The organism is Streptomyces sp. NPDC018019, assembly GCF_044327805.1.
Taxonomy (GTDB): domain Bacteria; phylum Actinomycetota; class Actinomycetes; order Streptomycetales; family Streptomycetaceae; genus Streptomyces.
In genome coordinates this window covers 76,513-90,888 of sequence record NZ_JBIRGD010000026.1, presented here as the reverse complement: position 1 = coordinate 90,888, position 14,376 = coordinate 76,513, and the positions used below count along the sequence as shown (strand labels likewise).

The window sequence follows — 14,376 nt, the reverse complement described above, 5'->3', positions numbered from 1 at the left end:
CTTCTCACCCATCGAATTCCGCCGCGTTCTCGCTGTTCACCAGCACGACCGGCACCTTCACCTGTTTCGGCGGACGCTCACCGCGCGCCGCCCTGAGCGCCTGTTCCACGGCCTGCTTCCCGAGCAGCTTCGGCTGCTGGGCGACCGTGGCGGTCAGCGTCCCGCCGCGGACGGCGGCGACGCCGTCCGGCGTGCCGTCGAACGCCACGATCTTCACGTCCTTGCCCGCCCTGGCGCCGAGCGACTTGGCGGCGCCGAGGGCCATCTCGTCGTTGGCCGCGAAGACGCCGACGATGTCCCGGTGTGCCTGGAGCATATTGGACATCACGTCCATACCTTTGGTCCGGTCGAAGTCGGCGGGCTGCCGCGCCACCACCTCGATGCCCGGGTACCGCTTGATGCCCTCCTCGAAGCCCCGCCCGCGCTCGCGGGCGGCCGAGGTGCCGGGCTGGCCCTCCAGGAAGGCCACCTTGCCCTTGCCGCCGAGGGATTCGGCGAGCGTCCGCGCGGCGAGCCGGCCGCCCGCGACGTTGTCGGAGGCGATGGTCGAGCCGACGTCGCCGCCGTTGACACCGCGGTCGATGGAGATCACCGGCACCTTCGCCCGGTTGGCGACCCCGACGGCCGGTACGGCGGCGTCGGAGTCCACCGGGTTGATGATCGCCGCCTTGACGTCCTGGCTGGTGAACGTCTCCATCTGGTTGATCTGCTGCATGGGGTCGTTCTGCGCGTCGGTGATGTTGATGTGCAGGCCGCGCCGGTCCGCCTCGGCCTGCGCGCCTTCCTTGATGCCGACGAAGAACGGGTTGTTGAGGGTGGACAGGGCCAGGCCCAGGTCCGTGTCGCCGCCGCGGTCGCAGCCGGACAGCACGAGGGTGGCGGCCAGGGCGGCCGCGCCGAGCAGGCCGGTACGCCTTCCGATCGGGCCCGTACGGCTGCCGGTCGGACCCGTACGGCTGCCGGTCAGGCCCGTACGGCTGCCGGTCGGCCGCGTACCCGAACGCCCGCCGAGCCGCCCCGCGCCCCTGCCCGTACGCGTGCCGGTCGGCCCCATACGCCCGCCGGCCGGCTCCGTACCCGTACGCCGCCTCATCGCCCGCTCCGGCGCCGCAGCGTGTCCAGGAGCACCGCCAGCGCGATGACCAGGCCGGTGGCCACCTGCTGCCAGAACGCCGAGACGCTCAGCAGGTTGAGGCCGTTGCGCAGCACGGCGAGGATCAGCGCGCCGATGAGGGTGCCGGACGCCTTGCCGGAGCCGCCGGAGAGGCTGGCGCCGCCGATGACGACGGCGGCGATGGCGTCGAGTTCGTAGCCGACGGCGGCCTGCGGCTGGGCGGAGGTCAGCCGGGCCGCGAGCACGATGCCGGCGACCGCCGCGAAGAGCCCGGACAGCGCGTAGATGACCAGCTTGCGGCGCTTGACGTCGATGCCGGAGAGCCGGGCCGCCTCCTCGTTCCCGCCGATCGCGAACATCGCGCGGCCCGCGTACGTCCGGTTGAGGACCAGCGCCGCCATCAGCCCCATCGCGATCATGACCAGGACGGGGACGGGCAGCCAGCCGCCCAGCGTGTCCCCCAGCCTGCTGACCGAGGCCGGGAAGGCGATCGGCGAGCCGCCGGTGATGACCAGGGCGAGGCCGCGGCCGATGGAGAGCATCGCGAGCGTGGCGATGAAGGCGGGCAGCTTCCCGTACGCGACGAGCGCGCCGGAGACCAGGCCCGCCGCCGCGCCGACCGCCAGGCCCAGCAGGACGGCGGTCCACACCGGCAGGCCGGCGTCGGTCGCGGCCCAGGCGACCACGGTGGCGCTGAGGGCGGCCACCGAGCCGACCGACAGGTCGATGCCCGCCGAGACGATCACGAAGGTGACACCGAAGGCGAGGACGGCGGTGACCGACGCCTGGACGCCGACGTTGAGGAGGTTCTGCCCGTTCAGGAAGTCCCCGGACAGGGCCGCCATCACCACGACGAGGGCGATCAGGCCGCCCAGCGGGCCGTTCTTCAGGACGGCCCGGGTGAACCAGGGGCCGAACCCGGTACCGGGCGGGGCGGCGCCGACCGCCTCGGCGCCCGCTCCCGTCTTCACATCAGCGGACATCGGAGCCCTCCATCGCGCTCTCGTTCGTGTCGTGCGGACCGGACGCGCCGGCGCCGGACCGTACGGCCAGCTCCATCACCGCGTCCTGCGTCGCCTCGTCGGCGGACAGCTCACCGGCGAGCCGTCCCTGCGCCATGACCAGCACCCGGTCGCTCATGCCGAGCACCTCGGGCAGGTCGCTGGAGATCATCAGCACCGCGCAGCCGGCCGCCGTCAGCTCGTTGACCAGCTGGTAGATCTCGACCTTCGCGCCGACGTCGATACCGCGCGTCGGCTCGTCCAGGATCAGCAGCCGGGTGTCGGCCAGCAGCCACTTGCCGATGACGATCTTCTGCTGGTTGCCGCCGGAGAGGGTGCGGGCGGGCTGCCCGAGCCCGCTCATCCGCACCTTCAGCCGCGCGGCCACCTCGGCCGCCGCCCGCCGCTGGCCGCGCCGGTCCACGAGGCCGCCGCGGGTGTCCCGGCGCAGCCGGGCCAGCGTCAGGTTGTCCTGGAGCGAGGCGTCCAGGACCAGGCCCTGGCCCTTGCGGTCCTCCGGGACCAGGCCGAGCCCGGCCCGCATCGCGGCCCGTACGTCGCCGGGCGCCAGCACCCGCCCGTCGATCTCGACGCTCCCGGCGTCGTAGCGGTCCACGCCGAACACCGCCCGCGCGACCTCGGTACGGCCCGCGCCGACCAGGCCCGCGAGGCCGACGACCTCACCGGCCCGCACCTCGAAGTCCACGCCCTCGAAGACCGGGGCGCCGTTGGGGCCGTGCCGGGTCAGGCCGCGTACGCGCAGCAGCGGCGCGCCCGGTGCGTCCGGGCGCTGCCGCGGGTACTGCTCGGCGATGTCCCGGCCCACCATCAGCCGGATCAGTTCGTCCTCGCCGGTGCCGGCCGGGACCTCGGCCACCGAACGGCCGTCGCGCAGCACGGTGACCCGGTCGCCGAGGGCGCCGATCTCCTCCAGGTGGTGGGTGATGAAGATGATCCCGACGCCCTCGTCGCGCAGTTCGCGCACGATCGCGAAGAGCGTCTCGACCTCCTCGGAGGTCAGTACGGCGGTCGGTTCGTCCATGATCAGGACGCGGGCGCGCAGGCTCAGAGCCTTGGCGATCTCGACCATCTGGAGGCGGGCGATGCCCAGTTCGGCGACCGGGGCGTCCGGGGAGACGTCGAGGCGCACCCGGCGCAGCAGTTCGGCGGCGCGCGCCCGCATCGTCTTCCGGTCGATGAGGCGGAGCGCGGTGCGCGGCTGCCGGCCGAGGAAGATGTTCTCGGCGACGGTCAGCCCGGGGACGAGGTTGAACTCCTGGTAGATGGTGGCGATGCCGAGCCGTTCGGCGTCCTGCGCGGTGCGGACGTGGACCTCGCGGAGGTCCTCGTGGGCGCCGTCCGGGCCGCCGGCCACGAGGATGCGGCCGGCGTCCGGGCGGTGGGCGCCGGACAGCATCTTGATCAGGGTGCTCTTGCCCGCGCCGTTCTCGCCGAGCAGGACGTGCACCTCGCCCGCGCGCAGGCTCAGGTCCACGCCGTCCAGGGCCCGTACGCCGGGGAACGACTTCGTCACCCCCTCGACGCGCAGCAGTTCGCGGCCGGCCGGTGCGTCCTCCCGAACGTCGTCGTTGACGTCGGTCATGCGCTGCCCCTCTCCTGTCGGGTGTGCTCCTCCTGGGCCGTGTTCTCCTTCCGGCCGGTGGCCGGTGCGCCCTGGTCGCCGGCCGGTTCGCCGCAGGAACGGCGGGTGACGAGCCGGGCCGGCAGCAGTACGGAATCGGCCGGGCGGCCCTCGATCCGCGCCAGCAGGGTGCGCACGGCGGCCCGGCCCAGTTCGCGGGTGGGCTGGGCGATGGCGGTGAGCGGCGGGTCGGTGTGCGCGAACCACGGCACGTCGTCGTACACGACCAGCGCCACGTCGCCCGGCACCCGCAGCCCGCGCGCGCGGATCTCGTCCATCGCGCCGAGCGCCATCAGGTTGTCGGTGGCCAGGACGGCGTCGGGCGGTTCGGGCAGGTCCAGGAAGCCGCGCATCACCTGCCGGCCGCCGGTGTGCCGGAGGTCGGGCGTGGAGCCGACCCGCTCGTCCGGCAGCGCTATGCCGTGTGCGGCCAGGGCCGTACGGAAGAGTGCCAGCCGCTCGTCGCCGGTCGGTGTGCCGGCCGGAGCGACGATGATCGCAGGGCGCCGCCGGCCGAGGGCGGCGAGGTGCGCGGCGAGGGCGGTGAGCGCCGCGCTGCCGTCGGCACGTACGCAGGGCGCGTCGATGCCGGGCACGATCCGGTCGAGCAGTACCAGCGGGGTGCCGGAGGCGACGACCTCGCCCAGCATCGCGGAACCGGTGCCGGCCGAGCTGACCAGCAGGCCGTCGATGCGGCGGTCCAGCAGCGTACGGATGTAGTCGTCCTGCTGGCCGGGGCGTTCGGCGGCGTTGCCGATGACCAGGCTGTAGCCGAGGCCGCGGGCCGCGTCCTCGACGGCGTCGGCGAGTTCGGTGAAGAACGGGTTGGTCAGGTCGCTGATGACCAGGCCGAGGGCGCCGGTACGGGCGGTGCGCAGGGCGCGGGCGACGTTGTTGGGCCGGTAGCCCAGTTCCTCGACGGCGGCGAGCACCCGCTCGCGGGTCTCGGCGACCGGGCTGCGCCCGTTGAGCACCCGGGAGACGGTGGCCACGGACACCCCGGCCCGCTCGGCCACGTCCTTGATCTTCGCCATGGGCGCCCTTGCCCTTCCGTGAAGCCGGTCGAGGACACCGCAGCTCCTGGCGTCTCGATCGCACAGCGGTGTGTAATCGATTTCGTGTGGGCCATACGTAATCGATTACACGGCGGTGGCGTCAAGGAGTGGGAAGAGTGGCCTGCGTCACAGCGAAGGGGCGGGAGCGATAGTGGCAGGCCGGGCGGCCGGGGCGCCGGGAGGCCGGAACGCGCCCACGGGACGGCCGGGAACGGGGAGCGGCGGTGCGGCGGTGACGGCCGGAACCGGGGCCCGGGGCACATCCCGCCCGCACGGCCGGTACGGCGAGACCGGGACAGGGACGCGTTCGCACGGCCGGTGCCGCCCGACCGGAACGGCGAGACCGATGCGGCGAGACCGGAGCAGCGGCGCACCTGCACGGCCGCCCGCACGGACCGAGACGGAGCGCACCTCCACCCGTACGGGCCGACACCGCGCGCGCCTCCGCCCGCACGGAGCCGCCCGAGTCCAGGGCGCGCCCCCACCCACAGCCCCCATACGCCCAAGGGCCGCACCCCAGCACGGAGATGCGACCCTCGGTGTCGTGCGCCGGATCAGGCGACGGTCAGCTTGACGTCGATGTTGCCCCGGGTGGCGTTCGAGTACGGGCACACCTGGTGGGCCTTCTCGACCAGGTCCTTGGCGGTGGCCGCGTCCACGTTCGGGATGGCGGCGGTGATCTCGACGGTGAGACCGAAGCCGCCGGACGGGGTCTTGCCGATGCCGACCTTGGCGGTCACCCGGGAGCGGGAGACGTCCGCCTTCTCCTGGCGGGCGACGACGCTCAGCGCGCCCTGGAAGCAGGCGCTGTAACCGGCCGCGAAGAGCTGCTCGGGGTTGGTGCCGGCGCCGCTGCCGCCCTGCTCCTTCGGTGGGTTGACGACGACGTCCAGCTTGCCGTCGTCGCTGGCGACGCGGCCGTCCCGGCCGTTCTCGGCGGTGGCGACGGCGGTGTAGACGACGTCTACGGGCTGGATGGCCATAAGGAATCCTCCTGTGGTTCGCCGCGACTCGCGCCCACGGTCACGACGGCGTGGTGCCGAGCCTAGTGGCCCGGCCTGTTCGGCCCGGTGCCGGTTCAGTCCGTGAGATCGACGATCATCTTGCCGGTGTTGTCACCGCGCAGCAGGCCCAGGAAGGCCTCGACCCCGTTCTCGACGCCGCGGACCTTGGTCTCGCGGTACTTCAGCTCGCCCGAGCGCACCCAGGCCGACACCTCCTGGACGAACTGCTCCTGCAGGTGGTTGTGGTCGGCGACGAGCATGCCCTGGATGCGCAGCCGCTTGCCGATGACCATCGCCAGGTTGCGCGGCGCGGGGGTCGGCTCGGTGGCGTTGTACTGCGAGATCATGCCGCAGACGGCGACGCGGCCGTGGGTGTTGAGCACGTCGATGGCGGCCTCCAGGTGGTCGCCGCCGACGTTGTCGAAGTAGACGTCGATGCCGTCGGGGGCGGCCTTGCGGAGCTGCTCCTTGACGGACTCGTCCGACTTGTAGTTGAAGGCGGCGTCGAAGCCGTACTCCTTCGTCAGCAGCTCGACCTTGTCGTCGGAGCCCGCGCTGCCGATGACGCGCGCGGCGCCCTTGAGCTTGGCGATCTGGCCGACCTCGCTGCCGACCGCGCCGGCCGCGCCGGACACGAAGACGGTGTCGCCCTCCTTGAAGGAGGCGACCTCCAGCAGGCCCGCGTAGGCCGTCAGGCCCGGCATGCCGAGCACGCCCAGATAGGCGGAGAGGGGGGCCAGGGAGCCGTCCACCTTGGCGGTCCTGGCGGCGTCCACGACGGCGTACTCACGCCAGCCCTTGAAGTGCAGGACGTGGTCGCCGACCGCGATGCCGTCGGCGTTCGAGGCGATGACCTCGCCGACCGCGCCGCCCTCCATCGGCTCGTCGAGCTTGAAGGGCGGGCTGTAGGACTTCACGTCGTTCATCCGGCCGCGCATGTACGGGTCGACGGAGAAGTACAGGTTGCGGACGAGGAGCTGTCCCTCGCCGGGTTCGGTGACCGCGGCCTCGCGCAGCGCGAAGTCCTCCGGCTTCGGCCAGCCGTGCGGGCGTGCGACCAGGTGCCATTCGCGGCCGGACGTGGGCAGTGCGGACATGGGCTGCTCCTCCTAAATGCTTCAGGTCCTGAAACAACCATGCTCCTAGATATTTCATGTTGTCAAGCAATTCGCTATCCTGATGTCATGACTCCTCGCGCAGACCACCTGACCGTCGAGGTCGTCGAGCTCATCGGCACCGTCGTGGCCCGCTATCACGAGGAGTACGAGCGGGCGGCGGCCGAGCATTCCCTCACCGGAGCCCAGGCGCGCGTTCTCCGCCTCCTCTCCCGCGAGCCGATGCCCATGCGACGGATAGCCCGGTATCTGAAGTGCGAACCGTCGAACGTGACCGGGATCGTGGACCGGCTGGAGTCCCGGGGCCTGGTGGAGCGCCGTCCGGATCCGGCCGACCGCCGGGTGAAACTGGCCGCCCCCACCGAGACGGGCAGGATCACCGCCGAACGGCTGCACGACTCCCTGGACTTCGCCCGCGAACCGCTCGGCGAGCTGTCCGTCGCGGAACGCGCGCTGCTCAAGGGCCTGCTCCAGCGGATGCTGGGCGCCACACCGGAGCCGGGCGGGCCCGGCGAACGGGAACGAGGGCAAACGGCCGATTGATACCGGCCTGACGGAGAGGGCGTGGCGCATTTCATCCGGTCGAATGTTGCGATGCGAACTATCGTGGCGCCATGACTGCTCAGAATGCGCCTTCCCAGGACACCACCCGCCACACGGTTGACTTCTACTTCGACCCCCTCTGCCCGTTCGCCTGGATCACCTCCCGCTGGATCCTGGAGGTGGAGCGCCATCGCGATCTGGACCTGCGCTTCCGCGTGATGAGCCTGTCCGTCCTCAACGACGGCCGCGAGGGGCTGCCCGAGCAGTACCGGGAGCTGCTGGCCAAGGGCTGGGGTCCGGTCCGGGTCTGCATCGCCGCCGCCCAGGAGCACGGCGAGGGCGTCCTGCGCGATCTGTACACCGCGCTCGGCACGCGTCTGCACAACGACGACCGGGACGATTACGAGGCCGTCATCAAGGAGGCGCTCGACGAGGTCGGCCTCCCCGCGGAACTGGCCGCCGCCGCGGACAGCACGGCCTACGACGAGGCGCTGCGCAAGAGCCACCACGAGGGCATGGACCCGGTCGGCGAGGAGGTCGGCACCCCCACCCTCCACATCGACGGCGTCGCCTTCTTCGGCCCGGTGCTGACGGCGATCCCGCGCGGCGAGGAAGCGGTGCGGGTCTTCGACGGCGCCCGGCTGCTCGCCGGTTACGACAAGTTCTTCGAGCTGAAGCGGACCCGGACCGGGGGCCTGGACTTCAGCTGAGCACGGTCCGGTTGTCAGTGGCGGGACCTACCGTGGCGTCATGAAGGCTTCGACGTACGACCGCCACTGCGCCGAAATCGTCGCGCAGACCGAGCTGTTGTGCTCCCTCGTCGGCGCGGCGCACCACCTCAGGACCCCGGTGCCGACCTGCCCCGGCTGGAATCTCGGCCAGCTGCTGCGGCACCTGGGCGGCGCCCACCGCTGGGTCGAGGAGGTGGTGCGCACCGGCGCGACCGAGCCCCCGCCCGACGCCCACTTCCGCGACCTGTCGCCGTACGCCGACGAGGACCCGGTGCTGCTCGACGGCTGGCTGGGCGAGGGTGCCGCCCTGCTGGCGGAGACCCTGCGGGCGGCCGGGCCGGGCGCGGAAGCCTGGGTTCCGATACGTCGACTGGGCCCGGCCGCCGCGTTCTTCGCCCGCCGGATGGCCAACGAGACGGCGATCCACCGGGCCGACGCGTTCCTGGCCGCCGGTGCGGAGTTCACCCTCGACGAGCAGGTCGCCGCCGACTGCCTCACCGAATGGCTGGAACTGGGCTCGCAGCCCCAGACGCTCGATTACCGCCCGCAGATGCGCGAGGTGCTCGGCCCCGGCCGGACGCTGCGGTTCCGGGCCACCGACGCGGCGCCGGAGACGGCCGCCGACTGGCTGGTCGACCTGGCCGGCGCGGCCATCACCTGGCGCCGTGCCCCGCAGGAGGAGGCCGCCGTGACCGTGTGCGGCCCGCTGACCGATCTGTTGCTGGTCGTCTACCGACGGCTGCCCGCCGACAGCCCCGGCATCCGGATATCCGGCGACCGGGAGCTGCTGGACCTCTGGCTGGAGCGGGTCAGCTTCGGCTGACCGGGGCCGCCGGCGCGGCCGGAGCGTCCAAGGCGTCCGGGACATCCGAGGTGTCCCGCCGGAGCGCACCGTCCGTCGTCGGCTGCTGCGTCCGTACGCCCCTGAGCAGCACCGCCGCCAGCAGCGCCCCCAGCACCATCACGGCCGCCGCGCCGAGCAGTGCCGCATGCATCCCGTGGACGAACGCCGTACGGGCCGCCGTCAGCAGCGCCTCCCCCGCCCGGCCCGGCAGTTCCCCCGCGACTGCCGCGGCCCCGGCCAGGGTTTCCCGTACGGCCTCCGCCGCGCCCGCGGGCAGCCCGCCGGGCACGGACCCGCTGACGTCGCCGCGGTAGACGGCGGTGCCGAGGGTGCCCAGCAGCGCCAGGCCCAGCGCGCCGCCCAGTTCCGAGCCGGACTCCAGGACCGCGGAGGCCGAGCCCGCGCGCTGCGGCGGAGCGGCGCCGAGGGCCAGTTCGGTGCCGAGCGACATCACCATCACCAGTCCCGCCGCATAGACGCTCGCCCCCAGCAGCACGATCCACAGGGCCGTGTCCGCCTCCGCCCGCGACACCCACAGGAACCCGCCGGCGGCGGCCAGGAATCCGCCGGCGATGACGAAGGCACGGTCCATGCGCTGCGCGAGTGCGGCGGCGGCCGGGGCCATGCCGCCCACCGCGACGGTCGGCACCACGTTCCACAGGGCCGCCTCCAGCGGGCCCATGCCCCGTACGGACTGGAGGTACTGGGTGAAGAAGACCGCACTGCCGACCAGCGCGAACATCGCCAGCAGGTTCATCAGGACGGAGCCCGAGTAGCCGCGGTGCCGGAGGAGTTCCAGATCCAGCATCGGGTGCCGCGCGGTGCGCTGGCGGTGGACGAAGGCCGCGGCGGCCAGCAGGCCGGCGGCGACGGCCAGCGCGGGCAGTGCCGCGACGCCGTTGCGGGCCATCTCCTTGATGCCGTAGACGATCGGCAGCATCGCGGCCAGGGAGAGCAGCGCGCCCGCCAGGTCGAAGCGGCCCGCCGCCGGATTCTTGAACTCCGGCAGGAGCAGCGGCCCGGCCACGAGCAGCAGCACCATCGCCGGGGTGTTGATCAGGAACACCGACCCCCACCAGAAGTGCTCCAGCAGCACCCCGCTGAGCACGGGTCCGGCGGCGATGCCGCCCATCATGGCGCCGGACCAGACCGCGACGGCCCTGCCGCGCTGTCCGGCGTCGTGGAAGAGGTTGCGGATCAGGGCCAGGGTGGACGGCATGAGGGTGGCGCCGCCGATGCCGAGCACCGCGCGGGCGGCGATGAGCATGCCCGGGCCCTGTGCGTACGCGGCCAGCGCCGAGGCGATACCGAACAGGACGGCGCCGGAGAGCAGCAGCCGGCGGCGGCCGACGCGGTCGCCGATGGCGCCCATCGTGATCAGGAGCCCGGCGAGCACGAAGCCGTAGACATCGAGGATCCACAGCTGCTCGGTGCCGCTGGGCGCCAGTTCCGCGGAGAGGAACGGTACGGCGAAGTAGAGCACCGAGACGTCCATCGAGACGAGCAGACAGGGCAGCAGGAGCACCGCGAGCGCGGTCCACTCGCGCCGCCCGGCGCGGGGCGGTGGTGCGTACGGGGTAAACGTCATGGCAAGCAAGGTAGACAGGGCTTGCTTACACCGCAAACGTCCTGGCACATCTGGGCAGCAGAGGTGCATCACACTAGTGCACCGCAGTACGCTCCCCCGCGTCAGGACGCTCCTGCTACCCTCACAGACACCTGGTGCACTAGTACGGAGGTAGCCGCCGTGGACCGTTCGACCCCGCCCCCGTACCGCCGGATCGTCGCGGAGATCCGGCGGCGCATCGACAGCGGGGAACTGGCCGCGGGCGACCGCGTGCCCTCGACGCGGCGGATCACCCAGGAATGGGGGGTGGCGATGGCGACCGCGACCAAGGTGCTGACGACACTGCGCCAGGAGGGCCTGGTGCGGGCCGTGCCGGGCGTCGGCACGGTGGTCGCGGCCACCGGGACGCGCACGGACGGCGGTTCCACGCCCCGGCCGCGCAGCAGCAGCGGCGGTCACCATCCCCTCCCGGCAGGAGGCGGCCACCCTTCCGGCCTCAGCCGCGACCGCATCGTCCGGGCCGGTGTCCGGATCGCCGATGCCGAGGGGCTGCGCGCCCTGTCGATGCGCCGCGTCGCCGCCGAGTTCGGCGTCTCCTCGATGGCGCTCTACCGCCATGTGGCGAACAAGGACGAGCTGGTCATGCTGATGGCGGACGCCACCTTCGCCGAGGTCGAGCTGCCCGACCCGGCGCCGCGGCACTGGCGCGCGCGGATGGAGGCCGGCGCCCGTCTCCAGTGGAAGCTGTACCAGCGGCATCCGTGGGTGGCCCAGTACCTGTCGATCACCCGCCCGCAGCCGATGCCGCACGCCATGGTCCTCATCGAGTGGACGATGGCCACGGCGACGCAGTTCGACCCGCTGACCAAGCTGCGGCTGGCCCTGACCCTGATCAACCACGTCCGCGGCACGGCGGCCGCCCTGGAGGAGGACCTGGAGGCCGAGCAGCAGACCGGCATGGACCAGGAGCAGTGGATGGCGTCGCTGGAACCGGAGTACGAGCGGATCATCGGTTCCGGCGCGTTCCCCATGTACGAGGGGATCAATGACGTGGACGACGCGGGGATGCTGGGCCTGGACGCGATGTTCGAGTTCGGTCTGGCCCGGCTGCTGGACGGCTTCGAGCTGTTCAGCGAGGGCAGGGCGGGCGGCCCGGCACGCTGAGTTCGCCGCGCAGCCGCCGGGCCCGCAGCACCAGTTCCAGTTCGAAGCGGCGGTCCGGGTCGTCCACTTCGTCGCCCCACAATTCCCTTATCTGGCGCAGCCGGTAGCGCACGGTCTGCGGATGGACGCCGAGCCGGGCGGCCACCTCGGGCGCGCCGCCGCGCGTCTCCAGCCAGGCGAGCAGGGTCTCGGCCAGCCGGCGTCCGTGCGTGGGGCCGCAGTGCGCCAGCGGCTCCAGCCGCCGCCGGGTCAGGTCCTCGATCAGCTCCTCGGGCGGCAGCAGGACCAGCGCCTCGGTGTGCTCGGTGCAGTGCAGCAGCTGTCCGGAGGGCAGCAGGCCGCGCTCCATCAGGTCGACGGCGGCGCTCGCCCAGCGCAGGGACTTGGCCGCGTCGGCCAGGGGTACGGCCGGGCCGAGCGCGCCCGACCACCCGGCCGTGGCCCGCTGGAGCAGTTCCCGGCGCCCGGCGGCGTCCGGTTCCGGCACCACCATGCGGGGCCGTTCGCACTCCATGTCCAGCAGGACGTCCGCGCCGACGGCCGGTGCGACGGATTCGCGGGCCGGGCGCAGCAGTACGGCCACGGCGACCCGTTCGGGCAGCGCCCAGCCGATCCGGGCGGCGCGGTCCGTGAGCGCCGGCGGCGTGTGCGCGCGGGTCCCCGCCGCGAACAGCTGCTCCATGAGCCGCCGTTGGTGCCGCAGCCGCTCGCCCGCCTGGCGGGCCGCCGCCTCGGCGAAGCCGCGTACGGATTCGGCCACCAGCCCGTCCAGGTACTCGAAGCCGGATTCGGCCAGTTCGTACATGGCGGGGGCCGGGATCGCCACCTGCTGGCCGATCTCGGCCAGCCGCCGCCAGGCCAGCCGTACGCCCAGCCGGTAGATCGCCTGGAGGGCGTCCAGGCTGCGGCCCTGGATGCCCGCGCCGCGGCCGAACTCCTGGAAGATGCGCGGGTGGACGTGCGGAAGATCCAGTCCGGCGGACAGGTGCTCGACGAAGTGCTCCAGAGACTGCCGGATGCCGGTCAGGGCACGCGGCTCGCCGTACTCGTCCAGCGCGAGCGGCAGTTGCGGGTACTCCCGGCGGATCTCGGCCAGAATCCGCTGGGCGAGCGCCGGGACCTCGTCGAGGGCGCGGGCGGCGAACTCCCGTACCTGCGCCGGGGGTACGTCGCGCCAGGCCGAGCGGACGGTCTCCACCACGCCTGCGTCCTCCCCTACGGCGTCCGGTCGAAGGTCACCAGAGGTACGTTCGGCTGTTCGGGCGTGGCGTCCAGGACGGCGACGATGCCGAGGGCGGCACCGACGGCGAGGGCGGCGGCGGCCAGTGAGGTCAGTACGGCGGCGAGCAGTCTGTGCATGGCGCGGCGAGCCCCTTCGTGGCAGGTACGTCGAGGGTTGCGCAGCGCACCGGTCCGGCCCGGTCCGCGGACGGCCACGGGCGCGCGGAGCCGCACAGCGGCGGCGGCGGTGTCCCGCCGCGCCGGCCGGGTGCCGGTCCGCGTCGGCCGCGGTGCTTGCCGAGTGTGTGGGGGCATTGACGGCATGTCAAGCAGTCGCCTACGGTTCCCGCCCGTTCACCCGGACCACCGCCACGCCGCACGTGCACTGCCCCCGCCGCCCTCAGGAGTGCTCGTATGCGTAAGACCGCCTCACCCTTTTCCCTGGTCCTGCTGGGACTCGGCGTCTTCCTTCTGGTGCTCGCCCCGATGCTCGCCTGGTACGTCGCGCCACGCGCCCAGCGCACCCCGGTGGACGTCGATGTGACCACCGTCTTCACCGGCACCGGCAGCTACTTCGACGCCGAGACGCTGCGCACGAAGGACCGGCAGAAGATCACCATCACCCGGCACGTGCTCGGGGACGTGGCGGAGAGCAAGCGCAGCGGGCGGGCCGTGTGGGACGTGTCCACGACCGTGGACACTCCGGCGACGCTGGAGCTGAAGGATCCGCGCAGGGCGTTCCAGTGGACGGTGGAGCGCTGGGTGACCGACCGGCGCACCAACGCCCCGGTGCACTGCTGCAAGGAGGCGCCGACCCGCTTCGAGGGGGAGGCGTACCTGAAGTTCCCCTTCGACGTGCAGCGCCGGACCTACCGCTGGTGGGACAACACCCTGGGCGCCGCGGTCCCGCTCCGTTTCGCCGGCACCAAGCGGGTGCAGGGGTACGAGGGCTACCGGTTCACGGGGACCGTCGAGCCCACCAGGACGGGCAGCCGGCAGGTGCCGGGCCGGCTGGTCGGGCGGCCGGCGCAGGGCCAGGTCCAGGCCGAGGAGTGGTACGCGAACAGCGGTATCGAGCTGGTCGTCGAACCGCGTACCGGCCGCATCATCAACGCGTCCCTCTCCCCCCACAAGACGCTGCGGGCCCCCGGGGCGCGGACCGACGCGGTGACCCTGCTGCGCGGTACCGGGCTGGAGTTCACGCCCGCGACACAGCGCAAGCAGGTGGCGCTGGCGGACGCGGACAGCACCAAGCTGGCGCGGGTCGGCGAGACGGCGCCGGTCGTGGCGGCGGTGGCGGGCGGCGGGCTGACGCTCTTCGGGGTGGTGCTGGTGGTACGCGGGAGGCGGCGGTTCAGCTGATCCTGCGCGAAGT

12 protein-coding genes and 1 pseudogene are annotated in these 14,376 nt (G+C 72.8%); 5 read left to right on the top strand and 8 right to left on the bottom strand.

Features of this window, described 5'->3' with window-relative positions; genetic code table 11:
- Positions 1 to 4 precede the first annotated feature (4 nt).
- The 5 genes and pseudogenes from ACH4FX_RS33360 to ACH4FX_RS33340 all read right to left on the bottom strand — a co-directional run bounded on the left by ACH4FX_RS33360 (position 5) and on the right by ACH4FX_RS33340 (position 6,913).
- Positions 5 to 2,097, bottom strand: a pseudogene (locus tag ACH4FX_RS33360) (substrate-binding domain-containing protein).
- A complete protein-coding gene (locus tag ACH4FX_RS33355; RefSeq protein WP_398485177.1) occupies positions 2,087 to 3,718 on the bottom strand; it encodes a sugar ABC transporter ATP-binding protein in 1,632 nt (543 codons plus the stop codon). Before ACH4FX_RS33355 ends, ACH4FX_RS33360 begins: the two are co-directional and overlap by 11 nt.
- The gene (locus ACH4FX_RS33350) at positions 3,715 to 4,791 is read right to left on the bottom strand and encodes a LacI family DNA-binding transcriptional regulator (RefSeq protein WP_398485176.1); all 1,077 of its coding nucleotides are present in this window, start codon (positions 4,789 to 4,791) and stop codon (positions 3,715 to 3,717) included. Before ACH4FX_RS33350 ends, ACH4FX_RS33355 begins: the two co-directional genes overlap by 4 nt.
- Positions 4,792 to 5,366: 575 nt before the next feature.
- Positions 5,367 to 5,795 (bottom strand): organic hydroperoxide resistance protein, encoded by a 429-nt coding sequence (locus ACH4FX_RS33345; RefSeq protein WP_398485175.1) that lies wholly within the window; start codon positions 5,793 to 5,795, stop codon positions 5,367 to 5,369.
- Between the two features lie 95 nt (positions 5,796 to 5,890).
- Positions 5,891 to 6,913, bottom strand: a complete 1,023-nt coding sequence (locus ACH4FX_RS33340) for an NADP-dependent oxidoreductase (protein ID WP_398485174.1) — start codon at positions 6,911 to 6,913, stop codon at positions 5,891 to 5,893.
- Between the two features lie 87 nt (positions 6,914 to 7,000).
- On the opposite strand from ACH4FX_RS33340, the gene ACH4FX_RS33335 reads away from it, so the two are divergent.
- The 3 genes from ACH4FX_RS33335 (at position 7,001) to ACH4FX_RS33325 (ending at position 9,028) form a co-directional block, all read left to right on the top strand.
- Positions 7,001 to 7,474 carry a MarR family winged helix-turn-helix transcriptional regulator gene (locus tag ACH4FX_RS33335; protein WP_398485173.1) on the top strand — a complete coding sequence of 158 codons (474 nt, stop codon included), beginning with the start codon at positions 7,001 to 7,003 and terminating at the stop codon, positions 7,472 to 7,474.
- Between the two features lie 71 nt (positions 7,475 to 7,545).
- A complete protein-coding gene (locus tag ACH4FX_RS33330) occupies positions 7,546 to 8,184 on the top strand; it encodes a disulfide bond formation protein DsbA (protein WP_398485172.1) in 639 nt (212 codons plus the stop codon).
- Positions 8,185 to 8,224: 40 nt separating this feature from the next.
- Positions 8,225 to 9,028: a maleylpyruvate isomerase family mycothiol-dependent enzyme gene (locus tag ACH4FX_RS33325; protein WP_398485171.1), complete on the top strand. Its 804-nt coding sequence runs from the start codon at positions 8,225 to 8,227 to the stop codon at positions 9,026 to 9,028.
- Here ACH4FX_RS33325 and ACH4FX_RS33320 read toward each other — a convergent pair.
- Positions 9,015 to 10,637, bottom strand: a complete 1,623-nt coding sequence (locus tag ACH4FX_RS33320; protein WP_398485170.1) for an MFS transporter — start codon at positions 10,635 to 10,637, stop codon at positions 9,015 to 9,017. The genes ACH4FX_RS33325 and ACH4FX_RS33320 overlap by 14 nt on opposite strands.
- Before the next feature lie 159 nt (positions 10,638 to 10,796).
- Here ACH4FX_RS33320 and ACH4FX_RS33315 point away from each other — a divergent pair, with 159 nt between their 5' ends.
- Positions 10,797 to 11,780, top strand: a complete 984-nt coding sequence (locus ACH4FX_RS33315) for a GntR family transcriptional regulator (protein ID WP_398485169.1) — start codon at positions 10,797 to 10,799, stop codon at positions 11,778 to 11,780.
- Here ACH4FX_RS33315 and ACH4FX_RS33310 read toward each other — a convergent pair.
- Positions 11,746 to 12,981, bottom strand: a complete 1,236-nt coding sequence (locus ACH4FX_RS33310; RefSeq protein ID WP_398485168.1) for a PucR family transcriptional regulator — start codon at positions 12,979 to 12,981, stop codon at positions 11,746 to 11,748. The genes ACH4FX_RS33315 and ACH4FX_RS33310 overlap by 35 nt on opposite strands.
- Before the next feature lie 14 nt (positions 12,982 to 12,995).
- The gene (locus ACH4FX_RS33305; RefSeq protein WP_398485167.1) at positions 12,996 to 13,139 is read right to left on the bottom strand and encodes a hypothetical protein; all 144 of its coding nucleotides are present in this window, start codon (positions 13,137 to 13,139) and stop codon (positions 12,996 to 12,998) included.
- Positions 13,140 to 13,415: 276 nt separating this feature from the next.
- Here ACH4FX_RS33305 and ACH4FX_RS33300 point away from each other — a divergent pair, with 276 nt between their 5' ends.
- Positions 13,416 to 14,363 carry a DUF3068 domain-containing protein gene (locus ACH4FX_RS33300; protein ID WP_398485166.1) on the top strand — a complete coding sequence of 316 codons (948 nt, stop codon included), beginning with the start codon at positions 13,416 to 13,418 and terminating at the stop codon, positions 14,361 to 14,363.
- The last annotated feature ends 13 nt before the right edge of the window (positions 14,364 to 14,376 follow it).